Raw genomic sequence first — 11,164 nt, forward strand, 5'->3', positions numbered from 1 at the left:
ATCCTCTGCAAGGATTCCTCTAGTCTTCATATCCTTTATCTGTTCATATAAAAGGGTGGAAGCAGCGTGGTTCTTATATGCCTTATCCATTGCCTTCCCAAATCCAGTTTCCTCAGAAGCCATTTCTCCCAAGCATAGGGCATGTTCCTCTCCTGCCTTAGCCATACTCTTAAGAATACGATCAATCTGTTCTTCACTAAACTGAGCAATCTTCTTAGCAGCCGCTTCACCGCTTCTTGCTAAATCCCTTGCTTCTTGGATGGAACGTAAATCAAAATCAAAACTTTCCATGTTCCATTTCTCCTTTTCTATAAGTCTTAATCATTTTGTCCATAATACTTTTTGAATTCTTTCAGTAGCTTCGCTTTATTTGCCTTTGATATTTCCCTACCAGCGATACTGAATTCTGGATATTCACGGGCAAGTGTTCTAAGTTCTGTTACCTTCATATCTTCAAGTTTCTTCATGGTTTTTTTCAAACCATCCTGCTTCCACAAGTCCACGGTTACTCTTTTTATGGGTTCGACCGCTTCTTGTTTATCGGAAGACTCTTCGGTACTACCCTCTGTCAGGATCTTTATTCCCTTCAAAGATGGCTCCTCTTTGATTCCTATATTCGGTTCATTCGATTTTACCAGTTCTTTCGGTTCTACCGATTCTTTTTCCAGTTCTTCTGGTTCTTCTTTCGGATTTACCTGTTTTTCCAGTTCTTTCGGATCTAACTGTTTTTCTAGTTCTTTCGGATTTACCTGTTCTACCAGTTCTACCGTTTCATCCGGCTCTTCATTTGTTTCTATCAGTTCTTCTGATTCTACCGGTTTTCCCTTCGGCTCATCAGGAGTTCCTCCATCAAAGATATCTTTCAGCTCATCATGAGGTCTAGGAATCACATGGCATGTGACTAAAGTGGCACCGTCTATGCGTTCTACCGCTGCTGCACCTGCGTCCACAGCTGCCTTAACTGCCGCTACATCACCGGTTACCGTAACAGTGACGAGACCTCCGCCGACTTTGGTCTTTTCTATAAGAGACACATTCGCTGCCTTTAACATAGCATCTGCTGCCTCAATGGCTGCGAGAACGCCTTTTGTTTCTATAAAACCAAGTGCCTGCATCGTTTACCTCCTTAAACCAAATCAGCCCAGTTTGCCGGATAAGTCGCGTAGAATACTCTTGCTTTATCTGGTGAACCCCAGATAACCTTGGAGCCTGATGGTACGAAGAGCACATCTCCTGCTTTTGCTGTATAGGTCTTTCCGTCAATTGTAACGGTTAGAGTTCCTTCGATTACATAATCGATTTCCTCATAAGTTAACTCCCATTCAAAACTAGAATGGTCAATCGTAAGGAAACCTGCACTGATATGGGATTCGTCTTTGCTTACTAGCTCTTGGTAGTAAGCTTTCACAGCTGGATCACCAGTATCAAATACATCCATTTTTACAGAACTTCCACGGACTACCTTAAGGCCATTTCCATGACTTTCTGATTCATAAGGTTTTAAGATATCATTTAACAAACCCTTTTCCATCAAAGTCTTAAGTACCATGTAAATTTTCTCACTATCAATATCCATCCCTGCGAAAGCTGCTGGAACCTGTGGTAGCTCTTCTGCCTTTTCACAGAATGTGATTCCAAATGCATCTGCTGCATCTTTTGCAGATGGAGTAATGATACTTCCGCTTTCCACGTAAAAAACCTTTTTTCCTTCTGCATTTAATGTTTCTACATCTTTTGCACAAATCAACTGCTTCATATGATCACTTCCTTCCTATATTAATTGGCAATCTTCATCGATAATTCCAATTACTACGGCATCTACTGGAATATCATCACTTTCCAGCATCCGTCTGGCGGAAGAACCGGTGGAAACAATCACACGGTCACCGATACCTGCGCTGATGATATCTGCTACGATCAGCCGTTCGCCTTCCCGTGTGCCTCCAATGATCTCGGCAAGCATGAATTTTAGTCCGTTTAAGGATTCCGTCTTTCTTGTAGCCCATACGTTATCAATTAATCTAGCCGCTACCATTCTTCGGTACCTCTCTTCTCTCTTTGCTTAATCTCTTCCATGGCTGCCTCTACCGATGCGGTATCTCCAAAAATCGCCAGCATAATCATGTTCTGCGGGCAGCTTCCTTTGATATCCTCTACCGTAACACCTACTGCTTTTTCTGCCACATCGGCAGCACAAACCATTTCGATGATTCTACCCTGTATCAGTCCAACCGCATCCACCGGTCCTATGGGGGAGGTATTACCGGATCCTTTCCTGCGGTTTAAAATACCTAGGGTTCCTTGTGACGGTGATTTAATAATTCGGTATTCCATAAGTTCACTTCCTTTACTCCATCTCTTCCTGATTACAGGAAAATGCGATTCCAAGAGGAGTTACAAACATCGGATTTTCAGGTTTCCGTGTCCTGATTCCCGTCTGTTTTTCAATAATTGTTTCAATTCCGGTTAAGCAGCAAGTTCCGCCTACCAGATAGATTTCCTCGACATCATATCCTTTGATATGGCGGCTTATGATGGAAGCCACTTTTTCCACCACCGGCTTTAATAGCGGTAGCAGTTCTTTATGATTTTCTTCCTTGCGCTTAAATACATCCGCTTCTGTAAATGGTATATGATAAGCACCTGAGATTACCAAGGAGAAATGAGTTCCTCCTGTAGGTTCATCCGCCACATACACTACCTTTCCATCCTTTAAAATGGTGATACCAGTAGTTCCGCCGCCGATGTCCACTACCGCACCGTTCTTTATTTTTAAGACTGCATTCGCAGCTGTTGGTTCATCCAAAAGGGCGGTTATCTCAAATCCCGCTCCCTGAACCACATTCTTTATAGCTCCACCGTCCAAGGTATCGGTTCCCGGAGGAATAGCTGCAGCTGCATAAATCAGCTCAGTCTCTAACTTTTCCTCTAGTTCTTCCTTTAGCTCACGTACAATCCGGATCGCTCCGATGTAGTCCACAACCATTCCGTCTCGGACCACATCCGCATATCGGTAAGCACCTGCTACAGGTTTGTAATTCTCATCTAACACAGCCAGTACCACACACGCTGTTCCCAAATCAACTCCGGTATAGTAAACAGAGGAGCTTCCCTTTATAGGTTGTTTAACTACTGCTTCAAATTGGCTGACCAACTCATTACAGCTGTCAAATGTTAATTCTTCCTTTGGCATAGTTTTCCTCCATATTCCAGACATATCATCTGTGACAAGCGGTTAATGATAGGGTTTAGATTTTCGTTTTCTGCTTCAGCAGCCAGCTCTCTGACATTACAGCGTAGGCGGTGCAAAAGGACGATTTCTTTTCCTTTTTCTGACTGTGCATGAAAGCCTGTTATTTCAAAGCAATCCTCAAAAGATTCCTGCATGTTTCCTTCATGAAATCCGGTGCAGGTCTTGCAAGTAGTTTCCTCACCACGACCAACTTTTCCTACGAAAGAAAGTGTTCGTTCCAAATCAAACACTTGCTGTGCTAACAGCACGTCCCTGCTTAACAGCTCGAGTCCCGCTTCCAGAAATTGTGCTTGGAGTGTTTTCTTTTTTAACTGAAAAACTTCCTTGCAAATTTCTCTTTTCGGTGCATCTTCTTTTTTTGTTGCTTCTACTTTTATCTCTGTAAGCTTTTCATTTTTTCGTTTTACCACCATTGGGTCATTGCTTATGGGAACTTTCTTATCTACCAGAAACTGCCTTGCTCCCGGTGTGAGTCTGTTACCCATAGGGATATCATAAAAGGTAAAGGGTTCTCTTCTGAATAAAATCCTCAAATCGTCTTCCGTGATGAATTTCATTAATACCCCCCCTTACACAATTTCTTGTAGATGGCTTCAATCTCTTCTATCTTAGGTACTCTTGGATTAGTTAATGTGCAGTTATCTGCTAGTGCTTTCTCTGCCATTTCTCGTATAGCCTGCTCAAATTCGTCTTTATCGATTTTTAAGTCCGTAATCTGTTGAGGTATTTTAATCTTGCTCATCATATTCTTGATGTGACGCAACAGATTGTGTACCGTTGCCTTATCTGTTCCAGCTGCTATACCGAGCATGTTAGCAATTGCCACATATCTAGCGCAAGCATCCTGTTCGCCTGCGTCTTCTAGACCGGCATTATAGCTGATAACATGAGGTAAAAGGATCGCGTTGCTTCTTCCGTGAGGAATGTGGAATCGTGCTCCAAGAGCATGAGCCATACTGTGACAGAGCCCTAAGGAAGCACCGTTAAAGGCAACACCTGCAAGGCAGGAAGCATTGTGCATGTGTGTTCTAGCTTCCATGTCGCCTCCTTCTTCTACGGTACGAGCGAGGTAGTTCCAAACCAATCTCACTGCCTTTTCCGCACAAGCATCGGTAAAATCTCCTGAATTGGTTGAAACATAAGCTTCTAAAGCATGGGTTAAAACATCCATTCCTGTATCCGCTGTAATATGAGGCGGTACCGATACCGTAAAGCGTGGATCAAGGAACGCTGCATCTGGTACCATACTATCAGAACGAAGTGGATATTTGGCCTGGGCCTGTGGGTCAGAGATTACAGAAAAATTAGTTACTTCGCTTCCAGTACCACTTGTGGTCGGAATCGCAATTAAAAACAGTTTCTCATTTCCCATCTGCGAATAAATATTACTTGCTGCCTTTGCTGTATCAATGGCAGAACCACCACCTAAGGCGATGACTGTATCGGGTCCAAAACACTTCATTCCGCCGATGGCCTTTGAAACTACTTGAATGGTTGGATCCGGTACTACTTCTGAAAAAACTTCAAAGCTGCTTCCCATTTCCATTAAAATATCCGTAATTAAGTTCACCTTTCCGGACTGGGCCATAAAAGGATCACAGATAATATAGGCTTTTTTCGCAGGAAGATCCTTCATCTTATCAAGACAAGAAGATCCCATATATATCTTTGTGTTCATTACAAATTGTTCCACGTTACATTTCCCTCCTTTCTATTTATTTTAATATCTCCATTAATTCAACGAAACTTGCCTCTTCGGCCAAATTTATATTGTAATAGGGTTCTCTTACCCCAGCTTTTTTTAACTGACGGATACACCAGTCGTTATTCTCCGGTTTCTCACCGCTTTCGGTTATCACACCGATTACCGGCACCCGGAACGTCTTTGCAAATCCGGGAGGATAACTCTCTATGAATGACGACTGGTCTACCAGCATCAGTACATGGGAGGCGTCCTGTGCAGCCGCAATCAAATGCTTGTGCATCCAGGGACTTTCTAAATAAACCCCGGGTACATCCAATGTTTTTTCCCCATACACCATGTTCTGGGTTCTTCTTGTAGGGCCGGTCAAACCGTTTATAAAGTTGGCCAGTGAGGTTTTCCCGCTTCTGCTGGGTCCTATGATCATGATTCTTTTTTTTCTCATGTCTTTGTAACTTCGGGTACCATAAACCCGAGCCCGCGTTTTAAGGTATCACACACCGCATTTAATGCGATTTCCACACTGTCTACGCTGCCTGCAATGATTACGGATCCAGTGAATCGGTCCAAAAAACCTACTTCCACGTCCGCTGCTTTTGCCGCAATATCCGCAGCAATGATGGACGTTTCAAAAGGAGACAGCGTAAGAATCCCGATGGCTCCCAGTTGGTCAATGCCTAGGCATTCATACACCTCCCGTATGGGTGATGCAATCACATGGGCTATGGTCACTTGTTTGCCCGGTACGGACTCTTCAATGACACGGCGCATCTCTTCTTCCATGGCTTCCTTCCCCTTTCTTAGTGTTTTACCACGTTAACCGGAAAATCGTATTCTTTCATCCATCCTTCAATTCGGTCTAAATCCTCAGCGCTTAAGCTAGGATCGCCGTCAATTGGATATACCTTATCCAGCTGATTGTATTTATTAACTCCGAGCTTATGGTATGGAAGTAAGTCAATTCCCTTAAAGTTCTTATCATTACGGAATGGCATCAAAAACTTGATAACCGCATCAATCTCTTCCCTGCTATCATTGATTCCTTTTAACATTGGCATACGGACTTTTACGTTATAGCGGCGACGAAGCAGTTCCTCAAGATTTATAAGAATCTGTTCATTGTTCACACCTGTTAACTCGTTGTGACGTACTGGATCCATATGTTTGATATCAAACAGGAACAGATCCACGTACTCCGCGATTTTTAAAATGTTTTCTGTATTCGTACAACCGCAGGTTTCAATTGCTGTGTTGATTCCCTCCTGTTTGCAAGCCATCAAAAGATTTAAAGCCGCTTCCGGTTGGGCAGTTACTTCACCACCACCAAGGGTCACGCCGCCTCCAGACATATCGTAAAAAGCAGTGTCCTCTTCCACAATCTTAAGCAGTTCTGAAATGGTCTTTACCTCTCCAGCAATGGTAAGCGCCGAATTTGGGCAGACGTTTTTGCACTTCATGCAGCCAATGCATTCCTTTTCTCGTACAATTTCATGTTTCCCATTCGACATCACATGGATTCCTACGGGGCACACATCAGCGCACGCCCCGCAGCTTACACAAAAATTTTGCTTATACATTACTTGAAATTTTCGTTCCAGACCTTCCGGATTGGAGCACCATTTACACCGAAGAGGACAGCCTTTAAAGAATACCAAGGTTCTGATTCCCGGCCCGTCATACATGTTGTACTTCTGTACGTTAAAAATAAACGCCTTACGTTCAATCTCTCCTGTTTTTCCATGGTCCATTTTGATTAATCTCCGTCTTCTCTTAAAAATGTGTCAGCATGGTTCTACTTATGATTTCATCCTGTACATCCTTACATAATTCAATGAAGAATGCACTGTATCCAGCTACGCGGACGATAAGGTCACGGTACTTTTCTGGATGTTTCTGAGCATCAATAAGAGTATTGTTATCAAGATAATTAAATTGCATCTCGCCGTTACCGAACATACAAGCTGTACGAAGTAAGGTGATAAGACTCTCTTCTCCTTCTGGAGTTTCAAGAAGCCCTGACATAATCTTAAAGTTATGAACCATACCGAGGTTCATGCTGTCATTGGCCATTTTTGATATGGACTTAATGATAGCAGTCGGGCCATTAAAATCCGCACCCTGAGTTGGGCTAATACCGTCGGAAAGCGGTACCCATGCGTGACGGCCATTAGCAGAAGCACCTGTCAACTGTCCGAATGGAGTATTATTGGAAATAGATAAGGTACCATGGCATAATACGGAATATAAAGTCTTATATTTTCTATGCTCATGCTCCGTAAAGTCAACTAAATCTGCAGCAATTAAATCCGCGTAATCGTCGTCATTACCGTATTTTGGAGCATTGAGGCAATCCGTACGAATCTGGTCATAACCTACAAAGTCAGCCTTTAACGCTTCATTTAACTGCTCTAGAGTATATTTCTTTTCATCGAATACTAGTTTCTTGATTGCTGCCATGGAATCTGCATAGGTAGCAAGTCCAGACCATACAACACCAGGTCCAAAGTTATACATTGCACCACCTGCGGATACATCCTTGGCGTTCTCCATACAACCTTCGTACATAACGGACATTAGTGGCTTTGGAGCTAAATCTCTGTGAACACGCTGAGAAATAACAGTGGCAACATCAGACCATTTTGTAATATATTTGATTTGTTCTTTTACTGCTGCTTCAAATTCTTCATAAGTCTTGAAGTTGCTTAATGCACCCATATCTGGGCAAACCTGCTTGCCATACCATAGTGGAACACCGTTGTTTAAAACAAGCTCGATACAGATTGGCCACTGAGTATAAGCAGTGGATGTCCACTGGTACAAGCGTCCTGACTTCTGTGGCTCAACGCAGCCCATCAAGCAGTAATCACGAGCATCTTCAATGGATACGCCTTTTGCAAGCATCATCTTGATGTGGGCATCGTCAAAGTGACAAGCTGGGAATCCCATACCGGAACGAACTACATCTACGATCTTCTTCAAGTACTTTTTAGGGGACTTGTTATGGATACGACATGCAAGGGATGGTTGATAAATCTTTACATGACGAACTGCTTCCATCAAAAGGTAAGTTAAATCATTCGTAGCATCGTATCCGCTACGGGTTACACCACCGACACACATATTAACGAATGGCTGGTAACCTGCGAAGAATTTGGAACCACCTTCGCTGGTGATCCACATCATCTCAGACATCTTGATAAGCATACAGCCTGAAAGCTCAAATGCCTGATAATCATTCATACGTCCTGATTCGATATCAGCTTTGTAGTATGGATACATATACTGGTCAACACGTCCGATGGACATACCGGTCTGGTTCTCTTCTACTACAAGTAAGGATTCGATGGTCCATACAGCTTGGATTGCTTCCCAGTAGGTTCTTGGCTTGTGAGCAGGAACGTAAGCATTAACTTCAGAGATTTTTAATAACTCTTCTTTACGCTTTGGATTAGTCTCCTTTGCTGCAAGCTCTGCCGCATACTCGGAAAGTCTCTTTGCATAGATCATAACGCCTTCGGTTGTATCAATAATGGATTTGTAGAAATAAATCTTCTCGATATCATCCGGATTATCATAATTAAGCCCTTTTAAATGATCCTTAGCTTCCTGTTGAATATCTAACATACCCTTATTCATAAGGATAACGTCGTAACCAGGGTTTGAGTCTCCACCACCGTTGATTGCATGGTAGGAACAGTCAGATACAAAGGATTCTCCTGATAATTCCCATACGCCTGCTTCACGGTACTGATCCTCACAATATTCATCAACAGATTTGCCTGCCCAGAATGGGAAGAGCTCTTCTTTCATGATTTTCTTGTCTTCCTCGGAAATATAGAATGGATCCTGAGGACGTGTTCCGATGGTATCGATCTCATCTTGCATCCATCTCCATGCGATATCTGGAGAAAATGCACCTGCACGTGGAGCGCCACAAGGAGCACCTACGATAAGCTCGTTGTCCTGAATTACTAGTGGAGCTGTTTCACAGCAGTAACGGAAACATTTTGCACGAAGCATAATCTTTGGCATACCAGGATTCTCTTTTGCAATCTTAGTAATTGCACGTGCACGGTATGTTGTAATCGTTGGTTTGTGTGTTAAATAATTCTCTTTTAATTTATGAAGTCTTGGAGTAATGCCATCCGGTATGTCGGAACCTTCTTCGCTACATACATTTGATGCAGAAGGTGCAGTCTCCTTTTTGTTAATCTCGTCAGAAACAGTTTCAAACATTTTCATCAAGGAAGCTCTTTCTTCCGGTGACATGTTCTTTGTTGCTTCGACAAATTTATTTGAAAATTCGCGAATATCCAATCTGATTTCCCTCTCTTTCAATTATTCTTAATCCAGTTCTTTGGACAAGGCTTGTAAAATCTGTTTCAAAAAATCTCTGGCATCTTCCATGCCCTTGTTTGTCTCAAGGGCATGGTTCCTGATTGTTTCAGGGGCTTTTTCGTATCCGCTTGAGGTTTTCTCGAAAGGTCCAAGAAATTCTTCTACTCCACGAACTCCATATCCCACTTTTCGGATGTAGATGAAATTCATAGGTGAAACATTATCCGCTGTGATTCCAGCGCCTGCTGTAATGCTTCCTAGGGTCATAGCCGGAAAAAGGTTCGTGGTCGCTCCCATGCTACCTAGGGTAGCGGGGGTATTTACAAGCACTCTGCCCACTGGTTTCTTTAAGGCGAACTGGCGTATTACTTCTTCATCTCTGGAATGAATCACTAAGGTGTGTCCATGGCTTTCGTTTACCAAAAGACACATACACTTCTCACAAGCGTGCATCCAATCGTCTTCGATGTAGTAGGCTAGTACCGGGCAAAGAAGCTCTTTTGCAAATGGGTTTCTGTCAGAAATATATTTCTGTTCGGAAACCAGTACAGATGTGGTCTTAGGCACTGTAAATCCTGCTCGTTTAGCAAGCTCTTCGGCTGGTCTACCCATAATTTCTGTATCTGTCTTTCCATTCGTAAGGGTTAGGAGGTCTATCAACTGTTTCTCCTCTTCCTCGTTCATGAAGTAGGCACCGTTTCTTAACATTTCAGACTTTACTTCTGCTGCAATAAGACTATCTACTACCATATACTGTTCTGCAGCAGACACAATTCCGTAATCAAAAGTACGGCTTGCAATGATGTCCTGTACCGCTTGCCCTACATCGGCGGTACGTTCAATAAAGACTGGTCCATTTCCCGTACCACCATATATATAAGGCTTTCCGCTTCTAGAAGCCTCGCGGTTAAGCTCCGGAACTCCGGTGTTAACAATCATGGCTGTTGCAGGGTGATGACAAAGCTCCAAAGTACCTGCCCTTGTCACTGTCTTTAAATACCCAATCGCTCCATCCGGAAGTCCGTAGCATTTTCCCGCTTCTAACAGACGTTCTAGAAGTCTACCCGTTACTTTCCTTGCTCTCTCATGTGGAGCAATAACGATGGGGTTACCAGACTTAACAGCCATCAGTACGTTATATAGTGCAGTAGAAACCGGGCTTACTGACGGAGTGAGAGCAACAAGTACACCCACAGGAACACCTACATCTATAGTCTTTAACTCAGTATCTTCGTTTAAAAATCCTACACAACTCATGGATTTTAAGCGTTTTGGCAGGTAATCACAGACAAATCTATTCTTCACATACTTATCCTGAAAACGTCCATATCCGGTTTCATCTGCGGACATGACTGCTAGTTCCTCGGCCATTTCCTTCGCAGAAGCAGCTAAAGCATCCACGATGAGATCTAGTCTTTCCTGAGGAAAGGTAAGCATGGTGTTTCTAGCATCTCTTGCATTTTCCATTAGAATCCTTGCCTCCTGTATGGAGAGAAGGTCTTTATCTACAAAACTCATTTACATTTCTCCCTTCATTCGGGATGCTTGTTATTCCTGTTCCGGAGCAGTTATGGCATAACGCTTGATGATTTTTACAAGATCGGGATGAGGTCTTGGAATAACTACGGAACTATAAACTTCCGCTCCCATATCGTTTACCGCCTTAATTCCTGCTTCTACCGCAGTCTTGCAAGCTCCCACATCTCCGCATACAAGGACAGAAATATAACCGGAAGCTACGTTCTCAAAACCAATCAGTTCCACATCCGCTGCCTTACCCATTGCGTCGGCAGCTTCTAGAACGTATACTATACCGAATCTTTCTATTGAGCCAATGGCTTCATATCTTTCCATATATTTTTTTCCTTTCT

At 43.0% G+C, this 11,164-nt stretch carries 13 protein-coding genes and 1 pseudogene; all 14 read right to left on the reverse strand.

Translation table 11 applies throughout. The features are described from left to right. Positions 1-291: pseudogene (locus RTP52_RS08430) on the reverse strand (acetaldehyde dehydrogenase (acetylating)); the annotation flags it as partial. Between the two features lie 26 nt (positions 292-317). After that, positions 318-1,115: a BMC domain-containing protein gene (locus RTP52_RS20535; RefSeq protein WP_312370521.1), complete on the reverse strand. Its 798-nt coding sequence runs from the start codon at positions 1,113-1,115 to the stop codon at positions 318-320. Positions 1,116-1,126: 11 nt separating this feature from the next. Beyond that, a complete protein-coding gene (locus RTP52_RS08440; protein ID WP_312370523.1) occupies positions 1,127-1,756 on the reverse strand; it encodes a cupin domain-containing protein in 630 nt (209 codons plus the stop codon). Between the two features lie 15 nt (positions 1,757-1,771). Beyond that, positions 1,772-2,035 carry a EutN/CcmL family microcompartment protein gene (locus RTP52_RS08445; protein ID WP_312105623.1) on the reverse strand — a complete coding sequence of 88 codons (264 nt, stop codon included), beginning with the start codon at positions 2,033-2,035 and terminating at the stop codon, positions 1,772-1,774. Next, positions 2,029-2,334, reverse strand: coding sequence for a BMC domain-containing protein (locus tag RTP52_RS08450; RefSeq protein ID WP_312370526.1), 306 nt, complete (start codon positions 2,332-2,334; stop codon positions 2,029-2,031). The genes RTP52_RS08445 and RTP52_RS08450 overlap by 7 nt, the downstream gene beginning before the upstream one ends. Before the next feature lie 13 nt (positions 2,335-2,347). Next, positions 2,348-3,193 (reverse strand): ethanolamine utilization protein EutJ, encoded by an 846-nt coding sequence (eutJ, locus tag RTP52_RS08455; RefSeq protein ID WP_312370529.1) that lies wholly within the window; start codon positions 3,191-3,193, stop codon positions 2,348-2,350. Further along, entirely contained in the window at positions 3,175-3,810 is a 636-nt protein-coding gene (locus RTP52_RS08460; protein ID WP_312370531.1) for a hypothetical protein, read from the reverse strand. Before RTP52_RS08460 ends, eutJ begins: the two co-directional genes overlap by 19 nt. After that, complete coding sequence (locus tag RTP52_RS08465) at positions 3,810-4,946, reverse strand: 1-propanol dehydrogenase PduQ (RefSeq protein ID WP_312370534.1); 1,137 nt, start codon at positions 4,944-4,946, stop codon at positions 3,810-3,812. The genes RTP52_RS08460 and RTP52_RS08465 overlap by 1 nt, the downstream gene beginning before the upstream one ends. A 22-nt stretch (positions 4,947-4,968) precedes the next feature. After that, positions 4,969-5,400 (reverse strand): EutP/PduV family microcompartment system protein, encoded by a 432-nt coding sequence (locus RTP52_RS08470; protein WP_312370537.1) that lies wholly within the window; start codon positions 5,398-5,400, stop codon positions 4,969-4,971. Next, positions 5,397-5,738 (reverse strand): BMC domain-containing protein, encoded by a 342-nt coding sequence (locus RTP52_RS08475; RefSeq protein ID WP_312102974.1) that lies wholly within the window; start codon positions 5,736-5,738, stop codon positions 5,397-5,399. Before RTP52_RS08475 ends, RTP52_RS08470 begins: the two co-directional genes overlap by 4 nt. A 17-nt stretch (positions 5,739-5,755) precedes the next feature. Then, a complete protein-coding gene (gene cutD, locus RTP52_RS08480) occupies positions 5,756-6,703 on the reverse strand; it encodes a choline TMA-lyase-activating enzyme (RefSeq protein ID WP_312102972.1) in 948 nt (315 codons plus the stop codon). A 22-nt stretch (positions 6,704-6,725) separates the two neighbouring features. Then, complete coding sequence (gene cutC, locus RTP52_RS08485; RefSeq protein WP_312370540.1) at positions 6,726-9,272, reverse strand: choline trimethylamine-lyase; 2,547 nt, start codon at positions 9,270-9,272, stop codon at positions 6,726-6,728. 27 nt (positions 9,273-9,299) lie between these two features. Further along, positions 9,300-10,811, reverse strand: coding sequence for an aldehyde dehydrogenase family protein (locus RTP52_RS08490; protein WP_312370542.1), 1,512 nt, complete (start codon positions 10,809-10,811; stop codon positions 9,300-9,302). Between the two features lie 30 nt (positions 10,812-10,841). Continuing rightward, positions 10,842-11,147, reverse strand: a complete 306-nt coding sequence (locus tag RTP52_RS08495) for a BMC domain-containing protein (RefSeq protein ID WP_312370583.1) — start codon at positions 11,145-11,147, stop codon at positions 10,842-10,844. Positions 11,148-11,164 lie beyond the last annotated feature (17 nt).

This window comes from Lachnoclostridium sp. (assembly GCF_031997925.1).
Classification (GTDB): Bacteria; Bacillota; Clostridia; order Lachnospirales; family Lachnospiraceae; genus Lachnoclostridium.

What these genes read in the sequence shown, in the direction of transcription:
- RTP52_RS08495 (WP_312370583.1), bottom strand. Translation starts at nt 11,147, where the DNA reads ATGGAAAGATATGAAGCCATTGGCTCAATAGAAAGATTCGGTATAGTA.
- RTP52_RS08440 (WP_312370523.1), bottom strand. Translation starts at nt 1,756, where the DNA reads ATGAAGCAGTTGATTTGTGCAAAAGATGTAGAAACATTAAATGCAGAA.
- RTP52_RS08490 (WP_312370542.1), bottom strand. Translation starts at nt 10,811, where the DNA reads ATGAGTTTTGTAGATAAAGACCTTCTCTCCATACAGGAGGCAAGGATT.
- RTP52_RS08475 (WP_312102974.1), bottom strand. Translation starts at nt 5,738, where the DNA reads ATGGAAGAAGAGATGCGCCGTGTCATTGAAGAGTCCGTACCGGGCAAA.
- eutJ (WP_312370529.1), bottom strand. Translation starts at nt 3,193, where the DNA reads ATGCCAAAGGAAGAATTAACATTTGACAGCTGTAATGAGTTGGTCAGC.
- RTP52_RS08445 (WP_312105623.1), bottom strand. Translation starts at nt 2,035, where the DNA reads ATGGTAGCGGCTAGATTAATTGATAACGTATGGGCTACAAGAAAGACG.
- RTP52_RS08460 (WP_312370531.1), bottom strand. Translation starts at nt 3,810, where the DNA reads ATGAAATTCATCACGGAAGACGATTTGAGGATTTTATTCAGAAGAGAA.
- RTP52_RS20535 (WP_312370521.1), bottom strand. Translation starts at nt 1,115, where the DNA reads ATGCAGGCACTTGGTTTTATAGAAACAAAAGGCGTTCTCGCAGCCATT.
- RTP52_RS08470 (WP_312370537.1), bottom strand. Translation starts at nt 5,400, where the DNA reads ATGAGAAAAAAAAGAATCATGATCATAGGACCCAGCAGAAGCGGGAAA.
- cutD (WP_312102972.1), bottom strand. Translation starts at nt 6,703, where the DNA reads ATGGACCATGGAAAAACAGGAGAGATTGAACGTAAGGCGTTTATTTTT.
- RTP52_RS08450 (WP_312370526.1), bottom strand. Translation starts at nt 2,334, where the DNA reads ATGGAATACCGAATTATTAAATCACCGTCACAAGGAACCCTAGGTATT.